Source organism: Pseudophaeobacter sp., assembly GCF_039971195.1.
GTDB lineage: Bacteria > Pseudomonadota > Alphaproteobacteria > Rhodobacterales > Rhodobacteraceae > Pseudophaeobacter.
In genome coordinates, this window is the sequence record NZ_JBDWPJ010000217.1 from 1 (window position 1) to 18,345 (window position 18,345).

At 57.9% G+C, this 18,345-nt stretch carries 14 protein-coding genes; 9 read left to right on the top strand and 5 right to left on the bottom strand.

Annotation, left to right across the window (positions count from 1 at the left end):
- From ABJP42_RS18785 to ABJP42_RS18820, 8 genes are all read left to right on the top strand, one after another.
- A partial coding sequence (locus ABJP42_RS18785; RefSeq protein WP_348343149.1) for an indolepyruvate ferredoxin oxidoreductase family protein occupies positions 1-2,980 on the top strand: 2,980 nt, incomplete at its 5' end.
- A 195-nt stretch (positions 2,981-3,175) separates the two neighbouring features.
- Positions 3,176-4,078, top strand: a complete 903-nt coding sequence (locus tag ABJP42_RS18790; RefSeq protein ID WP_348343151.1) for a lysophospholipid acyltransferase family protein — start codon at positions 3,176-3,178, stop codon at positions 4,076-4,078.
- A 36-nt stretch (positions 4,079-4,114) separates the two neighbouring features.
- Complete coding sequence (locus ABJP42_RS18795; protein WP_348343153.1) at positions 4,115-4,924, top strand: glutamate racemase; 810 nt, start codon at positions 4,115-4,117, stop codon at positions 4,922-4,924.
- A gap of 125 nt (positions 4,925-5,049) precedes the next feature.
- Positions 5,050-6,078, top strand: a complete 1,029-nt coding sequence (gene argC / locus ABJP42_RS18800) for an N-acetyl-gamma-glutamyl-phosphate reductase (RefSeq protein ID WP_348343155.1) — start codon at positions 5,050-5,052, stop codon at positions 6,076-6,078.
- A 22-nt stretch (positions 6,079-6,100) separates the two neighbouring features.
- Complete coding sequence (ccmE, locus tag ABJP42_RS18805; RefSeq protein WP_348343157.1) at positions 6,101-6,544, top strand: cytochrome c maturation protein CcmE; 444 nt, start codon at positions 6,101-6,103, stop codon at positions 6,542-6,544.
- Positions 6,545-6,707: 163 nt separating this feature from the next.
- The gene (locus ABJP42_RS18810) at positions 6,708-8,687 is read left to right on the top strand and encodes a heme lyase CcmF/NrfE family subunit (protein ID WP_348343159.1); all 1,980 of its coding nucleotides are present in this window, start codon (positions 6,708-6,710) and stop codon (positions 8,685-8,687) included.
- Entirely contained in the window at positions 8,684-9,169 is a 486-nt protein-coding gene (locus ABJP42_RS18815; protein WP_348343161.1) for a cytochrome c-type biogenesis protein, read from the top strand. Before ABJP42_RS18810 ends, ABJP42_RS18815 begins: the two co-directional genes overlap by 4 nt.
- A 122-nt stretch (positions 9,170-9,291) precedes the next feature.
- Positions 9,292-10,068 carry an enoyl-CoA hydratase-related protein gene (locus ABJP42_RS18820; RefSeq protein WP_348343175.1) on the top strand — a complete coding sequence of 259 codons (777 nt, stop codon included), beginning with the start codon at positions 9,292-9,294 and terminating at the stop codon, positions 10,066-10,068.
- Between the two features lie 139 nt (positions 10,069-10,207).
- On the opposite strand, the gene ABJP42_RS18825 is transcribed toward ABJP42_RS18820, so the two are convergent.
- From ABJP42_RS18825 to gltX, 3 genes are all read right to left on the bottom strand, one after another.
- Complete coding sequence (locus ABJP42_RS18825; RefSeq protein ID WP_348343163.1) at positions 10,208-11,128, bottom strand: calcium-binding protein; 921 nt, start codon at positions 11,126-11,128, stop codon at positions 10,208-10,210.
- A gap of 345 nt (positions 11,129-11,473) precedes the next feature.
- Complete coding sequence (locus tag ABJP42_RS18830) at positions 11,474-12,769, bottom strand: citrate synthase (protein ID WP_348343165.1); 1,296 nt, start codon at positions 12,767-12,769, stop codon at positions 11,474-11,476.
- 130 nt (positions 12,770-12,899) lie between these two features.
- On the bottom strand, positions 12,900-14,300 hold the full coding sequence (gene gltX / locus ABJP42_RS18835; RefSeq protein ID WP_348343167.1) for a glutamate--tRNA ligase: 1,401 nt from the start codon (positions 14,298-14,300) through the stop codon (positions 12,900-12,902).
- A 14-nt stretch (positions 14,301-14,314) separates the two neighbouring features.
- On the opposite strand from gltX, the gene ABJP42_RS18840 reads away from it, so the two are divergent.
- On the top strand, positions 14,315-16,390 hold the full coding sequence (locus tag ABJP42_RS18840) for a ComEC/Rec2 family competence protein (RefSeq protein ID WP_348343169.1): 2,076 nt from the start codon (positions 14,315-14,317) through the stop codon (positions 16,388-16,390).
- Positions 16,391-16,449: 59 nt separating this feature from the next.
- Here ABJP42_RS18840 and lexA read toward each other — a convergent pair whose 3' ends face one another.
- A complete protein-coding gene (gene lexA, locus ABJP42_RS18845; protein ID WP_348343171.1) occupies positions 16,450-17,157 on the bottom strand; it encodes a transcriptional repressor LexA in 708 nt (235 codons plus the stop codon).
- Between the two features lie 164 nt (positions 17,158-17,321).
- On the bottom strand, positions 17,322-18,345 hold a 1,024-nt coding region (locus tag ABJP42_RS18850; protein WP_348343173.1), incomplete at its 5' end, for a molybdopterin molybdotransferase MoeA.

Sequence of the window (18,345 nt, forward strand, 5' to 3'; positions counted from 1 at the left end):
CACCGGCGAAAGCTCCACCGTGCTGCATCAGTCTGAATGGTCGCTGCTGGATTGCTACCTGCCTATCGTCAGCCCTGCGGGGGTGCAGGAAATTCTCGACTACGGCATCTATGGCTATGAACTTAGCCGGTTTTCCGGTCTTTGGGTCGGCCTGAAAACTATGAAGGACACCATCGAGGTGACCTCGGTGGTGGATGGGGATCCGGACCGGATCCAGATTGTGCGGCCCGAATTCGACATGCCCGAAGATGGGCTCAACATCCGTCTGGCCGATGACCGCTTCCAGCAGGAAGACCGGATCATCGACTATAAACGTTTTGCCGCCGAAGCCTTTAGCCATGCCAACAAAATGGACAAACGAGTCTGGGGCAAACCCGGAGCCAAGATCGGTTTTGTTGCGGCAGGCAAAAACTGGCTGGATCTTGTCCATGCCATGTCGCTCTTGAATATTGATGAGGCCATGGCCGAGCGCCTCGGCATCACCACCTATAAGGTTGGTCAGACCTGGCCCATGGATATGAAGGGCTTCAACGCCTGGGCCGAAGGTCTTGATTTGATTGTGGTTGTCGAAGAGAAGCGCAAGCTGATCGAGGTGCAGATCAAAGAGGCGATCTTTGACGATCGTCGCGGGCGCCGGGTTTATGGCTGGTACAAGGGCGGCGTTGGAACCGCCAATCGCGAAGAGCTGTTCCCCACCAAATACGCGCTTGATCCCATCATGATCGCGGAAAAACTTGGTGGCATCCTGATTGAGGAAGGCCGCGACACCGAAGCAGTAAAAGCGGGTTTGGCGGCGCTGGATGACGCCAAACGGGCGGATAACGCCGAAGAGATCGCTGCGCGTCTGCCCTATTTCTGCTCGGGCTGTCCGCATAACTCCTCCACCAAACTGCCTGAGGGCAGCCGCGCCTATGCCGGCATTGGCTGTCACTTCATGGTGCAATGGATGGATCGCGAGACCACGGGCTTTACCCATATGGGGGCCGAGGGCGCAAACTGGATCGGTGAAGCGCCATTTTCAAACCGCACCCATGTGTTTCAGAACCTTGGTGATGGCACCTATAACCACTCTGGCGTTCAGGCCATTCGCGCGGCCCTCGCTGAAGGCACCAATATCACCTATAAAATCCTGTATAATGATGCGGTTGCCATGACTGGCGGCCAGCAGGCCGAAGGCGGGCTGACGGCGCATCAGATCGCCCATGAGCTCAAAGCCATGGGGATGCAGACCATCGCGGTGGTCTATGACGATAAGGAAGATGTCGACGCCAAGCTGTTCCCGGCAGGCATGCGGATGCATGAACGCAGCGAATTGATGGCGGTGCAAAAGGAATTTGAACAGATCAAAGGTGTCTCGGGCATCATCTATATCCAGACCTGTGCGGCAGAAAAACGCCGCCGTCGCAAGCGGGGTCTGTTCCCGGATCCCGATCAGCGGGTCTTTATCAACCCGGATGTTTGCGAAGGCTGCGGCGATTGTGGTATTCAGTCCAACTGCGTGTCGATTGTTCCCAAAGAGACCGAACTGGGCCGCAAGCGGGCGATTGACCAGAGCTCCTGCAACAAGGATTTCTCTTGCGTCAATGGGTTTTGCCCCTCGTTCCTCACCGTCGAAGGTGCCAAGATCCGCAAAGAAGCCACGGCTGAATTGCAGCTGCCCGACCTGCCAGAGCCCAAGCTGCCAGAAATCGACGGCACCCAAAACGTGGTGATCACCGGCGTTGGCGGCACCGGCGTTGTCACTATTGGCGCGGTGTTGGCACAGGCGGCGCAGATCGATGGCCTGGGGGCCGGCATGATGGAAATGGCGGGCCTCGCGCAAAAGGGCGGCGCGGTGCATATCCATTGCCGTCTGGCAAAACGCCCGGAAGACATCAGCGCCATTCGGGTTGCCACCGGCGAAGCCCATGCGCTCATCGGTGGTGATCTGGTGGTCAGCGCCGGGGCCAAGACTATCGGGTTGATGAAGACCGGGCAGACCGGCGGCGTGGTCAACAGCCATGAAATCATCACCGGCGATTTCACTCGCGATACCAATTTCCAATTGCCAACCGATAGGTTGCAGGTCGCGCTTCAGGCGCGTCTGCAGGATGATCTGTCGCTGTTTGATGCCTCTGAGCTGGCCCGCGTCACCATGGGAGATTCGATCTTCTCCAATATGATGGTCTTTGGCGCTGCCTGGCAACAGGGGCTGATCCCGCTCTCCCATGCCGCCATTGCCGAGGCCATCACCCTTAATGGCGCGGCAGTCGAGCGCAACCTTCGCGCCTTTGAGATTGGCCGCTGGGCCATCGTGGACCCGGCGGAGGCCGCCAAGATTTCCAAACCCGCCAATGTGGTTGCCCTGCCGAAATCACTGGAGGAAATCATCGCCTTCCGCAGTGAACAGCTGGTGGCCTATCAGGGCGCCGGTCTGGCCAAACGCTACGCCAAACTACTCGACGGTATTTCGGACAAGACCCTCAAGGAAGCCGTAGCTAAAGGCTACCATAAGCTCTTGGCCTATAAGGACGAATACGAAGTGGCGCGGTTGCTTTTGTCGAGCCATGAAAAGCTCGCGGCCGAGTTTGAGGGCGATCTCAAGGTCTCCTACAACCTGGCACCGCCGATCTTTGGTGGCAAACTGGTCAATGGCCGCCCGCAAAAGCGCAAATTTGGTCCCGGTATGACCCGTTGGCTGCGGCTACTGGCCAAGCTGAAATCCCTGCGCAACACGCCGCTGGATATCTTTGGCTACACGGCAGAGCGCAAAATGGAGCGGGCGCTGATCAAACAGTATGAGCGCGACATGAAGGACTGGCTGCCCAAGGTGAATGCCGAGACCATGGAACCGCTGCTGGCCCTGGCCGAGCTGCCCTTGCAGATCCGGGGCTTTGGTCCGGTAAAGCTGGAGAGCGAGACCAAGGCGGCGAAACGTCGCGAGGAATTGCTCATTGCGCTGAAACAGGCCGGAGCGCCGCTGAAGAATGCAGCCGAGTGATCTGAAAAATATCAGAAAAACTCCCTAGAACCTGAAAAAAGCGTCGCGATCATCGTGGCGCTTTTTTTGCTGGAGGCTTTGGCGGGTCTGAGGCAGTTTCAACCCTGTCGTTAAACCGTCGTGTTGTTGTTACAAGCTAAGGTCTACAGCACGGTGGAAAACTGCCCGCGCGACTCGACAGGATTGAAAAGACAGATGAACCGCCCCCTTCGGCTCCAGCCAGCCAGCCAGGCACAGATCGCGCGGGAGATTTCCTATGCCCATTCCGCCGAAAGCCGCGCGGGACGTGCAGTTATTCGCCTGATGGAAAACACGACGGGTCGCTTGCAGCTGATCAAACGGGCGCAGGGCTATGAGCAGGAAGTGCAGGCCGGGGCGGATTTCTGGACTGTGATGACCAACCGGTACGGGCTGAGCCTGGATGTGATTGGTGGCGCGCTGAGCAATATCCCGCGGGACCGCCCGGTGATCCTGATCGCTAACCATCCATATGGTATTCTGGACGGGATGATGATGGGAAAGATCCTGTCGGATGCCCGTGGCGATTTCCGCATTCTGGCGCATCAGATCTTTCGCAAGGCCAGTGATCTGGACCGGGTGGTGCTGCCGATCTCCTTTGCTGAGACCAAAGAAGCCCTGAAGCTGAATATTACAACCCGTAAAACCGCGCTGAACTACCTGGGGCAGGGCGGTGCCATTGGAATTTTTCCCGGTGGCACTGTTTCCACTGCGGTGCATCCCTTTGCCCAGCCAATGGATCCGGGCTGGCGCGGCTTTACCGCTCGGATGATTGCAAAGTCTGATGCGGTGGTGGTGCCGGTCTATTTTGACGGCCATACGTCTCGCCTGTTTCAGATCGCCAGCCATCTGCATGCCACACTGCGCATGGGGCTGCTGATCAAAGAGTTCAAAAAACGCGTCGACACCCCGGTGCGGGTTGTCATCGGAGAGCCTATCGGGCGAGACAGATTGGACCCACTTGTTGGTGAGACAAAAGGAATGATGGATTTCCTGCGCAAAGCCACGTATGAGCTGTCTCCGAAACCACTCAAATCATACGACTATGGGTTTGAGTTTGAGGAAAAGCATCGCGCCTGATATCAGGCCCGACAGCGAGACCCTGAAAGTGAGACCATGGCTGTTGGCATCTTTGATTCCGGCCTCGGCGGGCTGACCGTCCTGAACGCCGCCCAATCCCGTCTGCCGGATGTGGAATTTCTGTATTACGCAGACAGCGCCCGCGCGCCTTACGGTGTGCGTGATGCGGAAGATATCTACCAGCTGACCAAGGCTGCCGTGGCAGATATGTGGTCCAAGGGCTGCGATCTGGTCATTCTCGCCTGTAACACCGCCTCTGCTGCGGCCCTGCGCCGGATGCAGGAGGAGGGTCTGCCGGAAGGCAAACGGGTGCTGGGTGTTTTTGTGCCGCTGATCGAAGCCCTGACCGAACGGCAATGGGGCGACAATAGCCCGCCGCGTGAAGTCGCCGTAAAACATGTCGCACTTTTTGCAACACCTGCAACGGTTTCCAGCCGAGCCTTCCAGCGTGAACTGGCCTTTAGGGCGGTCGGCGTCGATGTCGAAGCCCAGGCCTGTGGCGGCATTGTCGACGCCATCGAGGATGGCGACATGATCCTGGCCGAAGCCCTGGTGCGCAGCCATGTGGAGGCGTTGCGGCGCAAGATGCCGGAACCGCAGGCAGCGATCCTTGGTTGCACCCACTACCCGCTGATGGAGAGCTGTTTTCAGCAGGCCTTGGGCGAAGGGGTGCAGGTCTTTAGTCAGGGGGCCTTAGTGGCCGATAGCCTGGCGGATTATCTGCAGCGCCATCCCCATATGATGGGCACCGGCACGGGCGGCTATTTCACCACAGGTGATCCGGCGCGTGTCAGTGACCGGGCGACGCAGTTTCTCCGACGAGAAATCTCCTTTCGGGCGGCCTGATGTCTGGCTGGATCGGAGCAGCGAGATCTGCTGTGATCTAGAACAAAGACCGAGGCGCAAATTCTTCTATTGTAGCAGCACCCCCTCTGCGGCTGCATACCCAACTTCTAAGTGCGAGGTCTGACATGACCCATAAAGTGGCAATTCTTGGCGCCAGTGGTTACACTGGTGCAGAGCTGGTTCGGCTGATTTCGAACCACCCGACGATCAAAATCGCAGCCCTGGCGGCAGAGCGTAAAGCCGGTTTGACCATGGCTGAGGTCTTTCCTCATCTGCGTCACCTAGAGCTGCCAACGCTTTGTAAAATAGGTGAAATCGATTTCTCCGATATTGATCTGTGTTTCTGCGCCCTGCCGCATAAAACCAGCCAGGAAGTGATCGCAGCGCTACCACAAACCCTGAAGATCGTCGATCTTTCGGCGGATTTCCGGCTGCGGGATCCGGCTGAATATGAAAAATGGTACGGCAACCCGCATAGCGCGCTGGAACAGCAGGAAGAGGCCATCTATGGCCTCAGCGAATTCTATCGAGAAGAAATCAAATCGGCGCGGCTGGTGGCTGGCACCGGCTGCAATGCGGCCACAGGTCAGTTTGCCCTGCGCCCCCTGATCACCTCGGGCCTGATTGATCTGGACGAAATCATTCTTGATCTGAAATGCGCCGTGTCAGGCGCCGGCCGGGCGCTGAAGGAAAACCTGCTGCACGCCGAGTTGAGCGAGGGCTATCACGCCTATGCCATCGGCGGCACCCATCGCCACCTTGGCGAATTTGATCAGGAATTCTCGGCACTGGCCGGGCGTCCGGTCAAGGTGCAGTTCACCCCGCATCTGGTGCCCACCAATCGGGGTATTCTGGCCACCGTCTATGTCAAAGGCGATGCCGCTGCCATCCACCGCGAATTCCAGAGTGCCTATGCGGATGAGCCCTTTGTCGAGGTGCTGCCCTTTGGCGAATCCCCCAGCACCCACCATGTTCGCGGTTCTAACTTTTGCCATGTCGGCGTGGCCGCGGACCGGATTGAGGGACGTGCGATTGTCTTTGCCGCGCTGGATAACCTGACAAAAGGTAGCAGTGGCCAGGCCTTGCAGAACGCCAACCTGATGTTAGGTGAGGACGAGACAGCTGGCCTGATGATGGCGCCGCTGTTCCCCTGATCCCAGTCGAAAGGTCGCCGCGATGAAAAACCTCAAGAAACAGCGCCGGATCCAGGTGATCGCTCTGGCGGCGGTGGCCCTGGTGGTCTCCACTGTGCTGATTGGCTACGCGATGAAGGACGGTATCAATTACTTCCGCTCGCCCAGTCAGGTCACCGAAACTCCGCCGCCGCCAAGCGAGGTTTTCCGTATCGGTGGCTTGGTCGAAGAGGGTAGCCTGGTGCGCGGCCAGGGAGAGACCGTGCGTTTTGCGGTGACCGATGGCGGTGCCACGGTGCCGGTCACCTATGCAGGGGTTCTGCCGGATCTGTTTGAGGAAAATCAGGGCATGGTTGGTACCGGTCGGTTGGTCAATGGTATCTTCGAAGCCTCTGAAATTCTTGCCAAACATGATGAGACCTATATGCCCAAAGAGGTTGTCGACGCGCTAAAAGCCCAAGGGGTCTATCAAGAACCCGAAAGCTAAGCGCCGCCAGCGTTCAGCGCCAGCAAATCAGAACACCCCTCGGAACGCGCGTTCTTGGGGGTGTTTTATTTGACGTCATCCCGTGCAAAAGTGATCGCGCTGCGGCGGCGCGACGCGGGTTTTTCCATTGGCCTCTTCGGGGCTTGGGACTATAGACGATGGTATGATTACAGAGCTCGGACATTTCGCCCTCATCCTCGCCTTCATGATTGCCATTGTGCAGACGGTGATTCCGCTGATCGGCGCTCATAAGGGCTGGCGTGGCTGGATGGCTGTGGCAGAACCGGCGGCGCAGGCGCAGTTCTTCTTTACTGCCTTTGCTTTTGGAGCCTTGGTCTGGGCCTTTGTAACCTCGGATTTCTCCCTGCGGCTGGTGACGCTCAACAGTCATTCGGCCAAGCCGATGCTCTACAAGATCTCCGGCACCTGGGGCAACCATGAAGGCTCTATGCTGCTTTGGGTACTGATTGTGGCGCTGTTTGGCGCGCTGGCTTCGGTCTTTGGTGGTGGCCTGCCGCAGACACTCAAGGCGCGGGTGCTGGCGGTGCAGGCTTCTATCGGGGTGGCGTTTTTTGCCTTTATCCTGTTCACTTCAAACCCGTTTTTGCGCCTGGCGGTGCCGCCCTTTGACGGGCAGGATTTGAACCCACTGTTGCAGGATCCCGGTCTCGCCTTCCATCCACCGTTTTTGTACCTCGGCTATGTTGGTCTCTCCATGGCCTTCTCCTTTGCGGTGGCTGCCTTGATCGAAGGCCGGGTGGATGCGGCCTGGGCGCGCTGGGTTCGGCCCTGGACCCTGGCGGCCTGGATCTTTTTGACCATCGGCATCGCGCTTGGCAGCTGGTGGGCCTATTACGAGCTCGGCTGGGGTGGGTTCTGGTTCTGGGATCCGGTTGAAAACGCCTCTTTCATGCCCTGGATACTGGCGGCGGCGCTGCTGCATTCGGCCATCGTGGTGGAAAAACGTGAATCGCTCAAAAGCTGGACCATTCTGCTGGCGATCCTCGCCTTTGGCTTCTCGCTGATTGGCACTTTCATCGTGCGTTCCGGGCTTTTGACCTCGGTGCATGCCTTTGCCAATGATGCCGAGCGCGGCATTTTCATTCTGATGATCCTGGCGTTTTTCACCGGTGGGGCGCTGACCCTGTTTGCCATGCGCGCCCAGGCGATGCAGGCACGCGGTGTTTTTGGCCTTGTCAGTCGCGAAGGCGCGCTGGTGGCCAATAACATCCTGCTCGCCGTTGGCTGTTTTGTGGTCTTCTTTGGCACGCTTTGGCCCATCGTGGCCGAAATGGCCTTTGATCGGAAGCTTTCGGTTGGCCCGCCCTTCTTCAATGCGGCCTTCACACCCTTTATGGTGGCCCTGGGCGCCATATTGCCCATTGGTTCTATGCTGCCGTGGAAACGCGGCAATCTGCTTCGGACCATGAAGAAACTTCGCTATGTCTTTGCCCTGGCAGTGGCACTGGGTGTGCTGGCCTGGGCAATGCAGACCGGCCGCTCCGGGCTTGGGCCCATTGGGCTGTTTCTTGGTTCCTGGGTGGTGTTTGGCGCCAGTGTGGACCTATGGGCCCGCACTGGTAGCCTGGGACGATTGATGCGCCTGCCGCGTGCGGATTGGGGCAAGGCAACGGCTCATGCCGGTCTTGGCGTCACCATCTTTGCCATTGCAGGTCTCACCGCCTGGGAAGAAGAAGACATTCGCGTCGCACAGATTGGCCAGCCCTTCACCGTTGGTGCCTATGAGCTGACCCTGAAAGGGGTCGAACGCACCCGCGGGCCGAATTATTTCACCACCATGGGTTCGGTTGCGGTGACCCGAGCGGGCAAGGATGTGGCAGTTTTGCACCCGGAAAAACGCGACTATCCGGTGGCCAAGATGCCGACAACCGAGGCTGCCATCGACTACCGGTTCTTGCGCGACCTCTATGTGGTGATTGGCGATCAGCAAGACAGCGGTGGCTGGACCGTGCGGACCTATATTAAACCCCTTGCCAACTGGATCTGGGGCGGTTGCCTGCTGATGGCGCTTGGCGGCTTCCTGTCGCTCTCCGATCGGCGCTTCCGCGTCGCGGCAGGCGCGGCCAAGGGGCAGGGTGGCAGCAGGGGGCCAAAGGGACCGGAAGGGGTGGCGGCGGAATGACCTATGTAAGATCCACTCTGGCGGCCTGTCTCCTGGCGTTCAGCTCTATAGCCATATCCGTGCCCCTTCCTGCACAGGCCGTGCAACCAGATGAGGTGCTGGCGGATCCCGCGCTCGAGGCGCGGGCGCGTGAATTGTCCAAAGATTTGCGTTGCCTGGTTTGTCGCAATGAAAACATTGACGAATCCAACGCGGAACTGGCGCGGGACCTGCGGGTTTTGGTGCGCGAACGTCTGGTCGCCGGGGACAGCAACGCCGAGGTGATCAGCTTTGTAGTGGAGCGCTACGGCGAATATGTGCTTCTACGCCCGACCACCTCTGGGGCCAATTGGATGCTCTGGGCGGCGGGACCTTTGATGCTGCTCTTGGCGCTGGGTATGGCGGCTGGCTATATGCGGGCGCGGGGACGTGGACCCACTGGGGGCGAGCCAGAGCTGAGCGTCGAGGAACAGGCGCGGCTGAGCCAGATTCTGGACGAGTGAAAATTGCCCTTTGTGACGCGGGGTCCGGCTTTTCGCCCCTCAGGCTTTGCGGCACGGTTACGTCAAACCGGGGTACTCCCAGCTCCGGACAATTGGCTAGAAGCATGAAAGATGAGGCTCTGATGGACTACAAGGAAATCCTGTACACGCAGGAGGATGATCTGGCGGTGGTCACCCTGAACCGCCCGGAAAAGATGAACGCGCTGACAGCGCAGATGCGGGCGGAGATCACCCACGCGATGAAACGCGCCGCCGCCGAGGCCCGCGCTGTGGTGCTCACTGGCGCCGGGGCGGCTTTTTGCTCGGGCCAGGATCTGAGCGATGCCTCGGGCAATGGTGATCTGGATATGGAGCGCACCCTGCGCGATGAGTATAACCCGATGCTGGAGGCGATCTATGATTGCCCGGTGCCGACCCTGTCGGTGATCAACGGGCCGGTTGCCGGCGCCGGGGCAAATCTCGCCCTGGCAGCCGATGTGGTGATCGCCACAGAAAGCGCCTATTTCCTGCAGGCCTTTGCCCGTATTGGCCTGATGCCTGATGCCGGTGGCACCTGGTTCCTGCCGCGCCAGATGGGCCTGGCCAAGGCCATGGGCGCGGCGCTTTTTGCCGATAAAATCACAGCCAAACAGGCGAGCGACTGGGGCATGATCTGGGAAGCCATTCCGGACGCCGATTTTGACGCCCACTGGCGTGCCCGCGCCACCTATCTGGCCAATGGCCCAACCAAAGCCTTTGGAGCCATCAAGACGTCTATTCGGGCCAGCTATGGCAATAGCCTGCCAGAGCAGCTCTCGGTCGAGGCACATCTGCAGGGGCAATGCGGTAAGAGCCGTGATTTCAACGAGGGCGTTACTGCCTTTTTGGAAAAACGCCCGGCCAAATTTGAAGGTCGTTGAGATTTCCCCTTAAGGGGCACGCGTGGTTAAGAAAAAATGGCTAGAAATTCTTGCCGTTTATCCTAAATGATATAGAAACACCCGCGTCTGATTGGTATGCTCAGCGCGGGTGTTTTTAGCTTCAAGTCTGCGGTGCGAGTTAAGCTGCACGGGCCCCGTTGATCAGAAGGATATGTTCGGCAAGGTCGAAGCTGTCATCCTGCTCGAGAACTCGGATCACTTCAGATCCATTGGCTGAAATGACAGCATCTGAGGTGCCGTCTCTATTTTCCACCAGTTCCATCGTAAGTGCAGGCTCGCCATCCGCAGGATCAAAAGCGTAGATCAGACGATCTTCTTCGGTATCAAAGTCTGTAATTGTTGCTGCTTCCTGACCTTCGAGCCAAGAAGCGGTGACAAATGTGTCTGCGCCAGAACCACCACCTACGGTGTCATCGACGCCAAAAATCACAGTGTCATCGCCGGATCCGCCAAAAGCCTGGTCGCCTTCGGTGTCACTATCCGCAGAGAAATCGATCAACAATTGGTCTAGCAGATTGGCGATACCGTTGTCAGGCTCAGGGTCTGCAAGAAAGGCCTCGGCTGCTGCAGGATCCATGGTTCCGCTGGCAATAATGAGGTCGTCACCACCATCGCCCTGTAGCCTGTCGGTGCCGGTCGTATCAATCAGGACGTCGTCATTGCGGCCGCCTCTGACAAGATCGTCGCCTTCACCACCCTGAACGAGATCGTCTCCACGACCACCAAAGACACTATCGTTGCCTTCACCACCCTGCACGCTGTCCTGGCCGCCATCGCCAAAGACACGGTCATTACCAGCATTTCCGTCGAGGGTGTCCATTCCGTTTTTTCCAAGAATGGTGTTATCTTCTGCGTCACCTTCGATCTCGTCGTCGCCGCTGGCGCCGACAAAGGGATCGACCTCATCACCGCCACCTGTGTCGTTGCCGCCCCCCGTGTCAGAGCCACCGCCGGTGTCTGTTACAGGATCATCATCGTCGTCAAAAATAAGGAAGAGACCCGCCACAGCGGCCACACCCAAAGCAATCATCCAAGCCATCAAATTTCCCCCAGAAATAGATAAAGTTATCGTTAAACTAGCGCTGAAGTGGAGGTTGTAACAAGTTAATTTAATTCGCCTTGAAACGAATACCGGTTTGAGTTTGATACAGTTCATGGCAATTTACAGGAACTGTTCACGCCTGGGAACCAGTGCCGCTGAATGGTCTCTTAACCACCCCGGGACGGCCCATTTCCGGCGGGATCCGGCCCGGTTTTTGCCCCGCAGGCATGCCTGTGGATCGGCGATGATTCTCAGCCGCTCAGTCCTGGAACTCGGGGCCTCGAACGCAAAAAGCCCCGCCAAATTGGCAGGGCTTTAGGTCTTTACAAAAAAGGCGCCGACTTAGCGGTTTTCGATATCCACGTATTCGCGCGAGGTCTGGCCGAGGTACAGCTGACGGGGACGACCAATCTTGTTTTGTGGATCTGCGATCATTTCTTTCCACTGCGAGATCCAGCCAACGGTGCGCGACAGCGCAAAGATCGGCGTGAACATCGAGGTCGGGAAACCCATCGCTTCGAGAATGATGCCGGAATAGAAGTCCACGTTCGGGAACAGTTTCTTTTCCTTGAAGTAGGGATCATTCAGCGCGGTCTGTTCCAGCTCTTTGGCAACCTGCAGGAGTGGGTTATCTTCGACGCCGAGCAGTTCCAGAACCTCATCTGCCGACTGTTTCAGAACCGTGGCGCGTGGATCGGTGTTTTTATAGACCCGGTGTCCAAAGCCCATCAGACGGAAGGGATCGTTCTTGTCCTTGGCGCGGGCAATGAATTCCGGAATACGATCAACCGAGCCGATTTCCTTCAGCATTTCCAGGCAGGCCTGGTTGGCGCCGCCATGTGCCGGGCCCCAGAGACAGGCAATACCGGCAGCGATACAGGCAAATGGGTTTGCACCCGAAGAAGAGGCCAGACGCACGGTCGAGGTCGAAGCGTTCTGTTCGTGATCCGCATGCAGCGTAAAGATCCGGTCCATCGCGCGGCTCAGGATCGGGTTCACGTGATATTCTTCGGCCGGAACCGAGAAACACATGTGCAGGAAGTTGGCTGCGTAATCCAGGTCATTGCGCGGATACACAAAGGGCTGGCCGATCGAATACTTATAGGCCATGGCCGCAATGGTGGGCAGCTTGGCGATCAGGCGGATCGAGGCGACTTCGCGCTGCCATGGATCGGCGATATCAGTGGAATCGTGGTAGAAGGCAGACATCGCGCCGACGACACCCACAAGTGTTGCCATTGGATGCGCATCACGGCGGAAACCACGGAAGAAGTTGTGCATTTGCTCATGCACCATGGTGTGACGGGTCACACGGGCTTCAAAATCTTCCAGCTGTGTCGCTGTCGGCAGTTCACCGTAGAGCAGCAGGTAAGAAACCTCGAGGTAATGCGATTTCGACGCCAATTGGTCGATGGGGTAGCCGCGGTGCAGCAGCTCGCCCTTACCACCATCAATAAAGGTGATGGTGCTGTCGCAGCTGGCGGTCGAGGTGAAGCCCGGATCATAGGTAAAAACGCCGGCCTGGGCGTAGAGTTTACGAATGTCCAGAACATCGGGGCCGGTGGTGGGCGAGAAAATGGGAAGCTCGTAATCCTGGCCATTCAGGCTGAGCTTGGCGGTTTTCTGTGTCTCGGTCATAGATGTCCCTTCCTGTATCAGGCACGAATACCCGGAATTTTATCCCGGGCACGGTGCAGGCAGAACCTGCGCGCGGATCGCGCAGGTGAGGTGGTATAGGAACAGGCTTACTGACCAGTTAAAGCCAGGATCAGCCTGTGGCGTCGTTGAGCCGGGCCATTGTTTCTTCGCGGCCCAGGATCAGCATCATGTCAAACACCGACGGAGTTGCGGCACGCCCGGCCAACACGGCCCGCAGGGGGGCGGCCAGTTTGCCGAACTTGGTGTCATGGGCTTCTGCAAACTGGTTGAGAAGCGCCTCAAGATCGTCACGGGTCCAGCTAACACTTTGCAACTGCGGCGTCAATTGAGCCAGTATACCATCGGATACATTTACCAGGGCTTTCGCTGCTTTTTCATCCGGCTCTATAGGCCGGGATGTCAGAACAAAGTGAGCTTTTTCAAGCAGGTCCGGGAAGGTTTTGGCGCGTTCCTTGAGGCAATACATCGCACGTTCAAGATTTGCTGACTGTGCGTCATCCAAAGGTGATTGACCAGCAGAGATCAAGTAAGACTGGACTTCCTGCCGCAGTGCAGCGTCATCGCTAACAGCATTGTGTTGGCTGCAAAGGTTTTCCAGCTTTTTGGTGTCAAACCGCGCCGGGCTTTTGCCAATGGCCTGCAGTCCAAACCATTCTTTGGCCTGGGCATCACTAAAAAACTCGTCATCGCCATGGCTCCAGCCCAGGCGCGCCAGGTAATTGCGCATGCCTGCAGCGCTATAGCCCATGGCCTGATATTCCTGCGCTCCCAATGCGCCGTGACGCTTGGAAAGCTTCTTGCCATCGGCGCCGTGGATCAGCGGGATATGAGCCCAGACCGGGATCTCCCAGCCCATGGCCGCATAGATCATCATCTGCCGCGCGGCATTGTTGAGGTGGTCGTCGCCCCGAATGACATGGGTGACGCCCATGTCATGGTCATCAACCACAACGGCCAGCATATAGACCGGGGTGCCATCCGAGCGCAGCAGAATCATATCATCCAGCTGGTCGTTTTGAATGGTCACATTGCCCTGAACCTGATCTTCAATCACGGTGGTGCCGGTCAATGGTGCCTTGATGCGGATAACAAAGGGCGCATCCGAGTGATCCGCCTCTGCCGCGTCCCGCCAGGGGGAGCGGTAAAGGGTTGATTTCCCTTCGGCCTTGGCCGCGTCGCGGAATTCTGCAATTTCCTCCTGGGTGGCAAAACACTTGTAGGCCTTGCCCTCTGCCAAAAGCTGCTGCGCCACTTCGGAATGGCGGGCCGCGCCTTCAAACTGGCTGACGATCTCACCATCATGATCCAGCCCCAGCCATTCCATACCCTGCAATATGGCCGCTGTGGCCTCGGGCGTGGAGCGGGCGCGATCGGTGTCTTCGATGCGCAGCAGGAACTTGCCGCCCCGGCCGCGCGCAAAAAGCCAGTTAAACAGGGCGGTGCGGGCACCCCCAATGTGCAAAAAGCCTGTAGGAGAGGGGGCGAAACGGGTGACGACCGGCTTGGACATGAGGTGAGTTACCTTTGGAAACCAAAAATGAGCTAGATTTTGCGCCTGTGTACCGAGGCGAAGAGCCCGGAGCAAGCTTCCAACCGCTGCGACGTATCGATCAGGCCCTACAGGGCCAGCGGGGCTATCTTCTGCCCTGGGTGCCTGTCTGTCTTGGCTTTGGGATTGGGGCATTTTTTCTGCTGAAACACGATCCCGGTGCAGTCAGCTTTGGCCTGGTGGTTTTGGCAATAGGGCTGGCCATTCTGCAGATCCGTCACAGGGATGCGCGCGGCGTGCTGGCCTGGGCAATTCTCCTGGTAGGACTGGGGTTTTGCACAGCTGCCCTACGCAGCGCGTCAGTTGCCGCCCCGGTGCTTTCGTTTCGCTACTATGGCCCGATCGAGGGGCGGGTCATTGCGCTGGATCGTTCTGGCAGCGGCGCCATCAGAATGACCCTGGATCAGTTGCGTTTGTCGCGTCTCTCCGCCGGAAAAACGCCCGCACGTCTGCGTTTGTCCCTCTCTGCCAGCCAAAACCCGCCCGCGATCGGTACAAAAGTGGCGGTAACTGCCCATGTGATGCCGCCGCAGGGACCAAACGAGCCAGGAGGATTTGATTATCGCCGCCACGCCTGGTTCCTGCAGGTTGGGGCAAATGGCTATAGCCGAAACCCGATAGTGATCCTGCAGCCCGCCGGTGATGGCCTTGCTGTCCAAAGGTTTCGCCAGATGCTTTCTGCGGCGGTGCAAGCGCGACTTCCTGTCGAAACAGGTGGTTTTGCAGCCGCAATCATTGCCGGTGATCGCAGCGGTGTGGCTCCGGAGTTGCTTCTGGATCTCAGAACCAGCAATCTGGCACATCTATTGGCGATCTCCGGGCTGCATATGGGCTTGTTGACCGGGTTTGTCTTTGTCGCTCTGCGCTTTGGTCTCTGCCTGTCTCCACCTCTTGCGTTGCGATGCAATGTCAAAAAACTGGCGGCCATTGGGGCATTGGCAGCGGCGGCAGTTTACCTAGGCATTTCAGGGGGAAATGTCTCAACAGAACGTGCCTTTATTATGGTTTTTGTGCTTCTGGCAGCGGTCCTTTTGGATCGCCGGGCGTTATCCCTGCGGGCTGTTGCCGTTGCTGCCACCTTGGTTCTGTTGCGTCGCCCTGAAACTCTGTTGAGCCCCGGATTTCAGATGAGCTTTGCGGCGACGACGGCCCTTGTTGCTGTCTTTGGCTGGATTCGTGATACCAAGCCAAATATGGGGCCTGCCTGGCTGCGCGCGATTTTGACTGTGGTGATTTCATCTTCCGTGGCTGGGCTGGCCACGGCACCTTTTGGGGCTGCGAGTTTCAACACAGTTGCCCATTATGGGTTGCTGGCAAACGTGCTGGCGGTGCCGATCATGGGGCTGGTGGTGGTTCCCTGCGCCGTTCTAGCTCTCTGCCTACTGCCATTGGAGCTTGAGAGTATCGGGTTGATACCCCTTGAACTGGGGCTAAGGTGGATCTTGGCGGTGGCCTCCTGGGTCTCGGACCTGCCCAATGCCCGCAGTGGTGTCGTGTCGCCTGATCTCTGGGTCCTGCCACTACTCGCTCTGGGGGCGCTGGTGGTAGTCCTTTGGAAGGGGCAGGGCAGGTGGTTGGGCGGTGTTCTGGTCGGGGTCGCGATGCTTCTTTGGATGGATACCAAGCGGCCGGTGGTGCTGATTGCCGCCGATGGCGGTTTGGTCGGGGTTCTTGGGCCTGATGGGCGCGCGCTTTCCCGTAACAAAGCAGCTTCCTTTGTTGCGCAGGCTTGGTTGCGGTTGGATGCGGACCTCTCTCCCCAAGTAACAGCCGCGCAGCGTTGGCCAAAGGCTGGGAATGGAGATCGTTTGGGGCTCCCGGTCGCGGGTTTCACCATTGTTCATATCACCGGCAAGCGACAGGCCGCTGACACGACGGACTGCAGCACCGGGGAGTTGCTGGTTTCAAATACCCCGCTTCCCCACTTGAGGCCTTGTCAGGTTCTGCAGCCCAGTGATCTGAGATCCAGTGGCAGTATCGCCATCCATGCGGATGGCAAATACGTTACCGCTGCGGAATTGGCTGGCGACAGACCTTGGTCCCGCAACTGAACCGCAGTAAGTCAATCCCGCACAAGGGCCATGAACCCCTGCCTGGGAGCTCTCGTGCCTTAGTAGCTGCGGATCAGCCCCACAAGGCGCCCCTGTACTTTGACCTGATCTTCCGGGTAGAGGCGTGTTTCATAGGCAGGGTTTTCTGCCTCTAGCGCGATGGCGCCATTGCGGCGGAACAGGCGTTTCAAGGTGGCTTCCTCGTCCGCGACCAAGGCGACCACGATATCCCCATCATCTGCGGTATCCGTTTCGCGGATCACCACGATGTCCCCGTCATTGATCCCGGCATTGATCATCGAGTCACCGCGCACCTCCAAGGCGTAGTGTTTACCATTGGCTGAGAGCATGGTTTGGGGAATGGCAATTTGATGAGTGATCTGGTTTATTGCAGAAATCGGAACACCAGCTGCAATCCGTCCCATCACCGGAATTTCGAGGGAGGCAATAACACAGCTGGGGGGAGTATTTGTGTTCTCAAAGCCCTTGACGCCAATCTTGGAGGGTGGGGCGGAGATCTGCGGCGAGGTCTCCGCCGCAGAGGCACTGGCGTTTTCAGGCAGACGGATGATTTCAATGGCGCGGGCCCGATGCGCAAGGCGGCGAATAAAACCGCGTTCCTCGAGCGCAGTTATCAACCGGTGAATCCCAGATTTTGACCGCAGATCCAAGGCAACTTTCATTTCATCAAAACTGGGTGGAACACCGTCCTTTTGCAGGCGACGATGAATGAAGTTCAATAAATCCAATTGCTTCTTGGTAAGCATCTGCGTCCCTCCAAATCTATTTGTTGCGTTTTGTTCTAGACATGTTCCCGTTTTGTGTCAACTGTACAAGGAGGCGCCAGTAAGTTTTGTGAAAATTTCACTCTTGGGGAACACTGAAACTGGAGACTGCCGCAAAGCAAAAAGCAAACCCAAGGCCGAAGAGGCTAGATCGGCAGGTAGTGCATAGTATCGCCCGGGTTTCGCGCGGGTTCATTTGGCGGGCAGATGAGCAGCGCATTTGAGGTCGAGAGCACCGTCAAAAGCGAGCTGTCCTGATTGCTGGAAACGGCAATGTCTTCGCCTGTTACCTGCGCTCGCATATAGTGTTCACGGGGACCATTGGCAGCCAGCGCATGGGAGAGACGCGCTGTTTTGATCTGGTCACTTTCGGGCGGCAGTCCGAGCATCTTTTTGATCATTGGCTGCAAGAAGATATAGCCGCAAACCATTGCAGAAACGGGATTACCCGGCAGGCCTACCATGGCGGCTTCTTCCATGCGTCCTGCCATCAATGGCTTTCCAGGGCGCATCGCAACCTTGTAAAAGGATCGATCCATGCCGAGGTCTTCGGCAACCTTCGCCACCAGATCATGATCGCCCACCGAGGCACCGCCAATGGTCACAACCAGATCGACCTTGCGCGCCAGTGAGAAGGCCATGCGAAGCGATGGCTCACTGTCCTTGGCGATGGGCAGGATATGGGCCTCGGCGCCAAATTCTTCCAACATGGCTTTGAGGCCAAAGGTGTTTGAGGCCATGATCTGATCCGGCCCTGGTGTGCCGCCGGGCATGACGAGTTCGTCGCCGGTTGAGATCAGCGCCACGACGGGGCGGCGGCGCACCGGCACCAGGGGGATATTCATCGAGGCCAGTAGTGCCAGGTCGGCAGGGCGCAACAGGCGCGGCGCAGAAAGGGTCTGGCCGACACAAAAATCACCACCAAGGGGGCGGATATTACCGGAGGTTCCGGGATCTCTCAGAATGGTGATCAGATCTTTCTTGCGGTCGACATCTTCTTGAATGACCACAAAATCTGCGCCCTCAGGAACCGGAGCACCGGTAAAGATCCGTACCGCCTGGCCAGCCCCAACTTTGCCATCAAAGCGATGCCCGGCAGCGGCTTCGCCGATGACCTGGAACATGGCATGCAATTCGACCTCATCGGATTTGACTGCATATCCATCCATT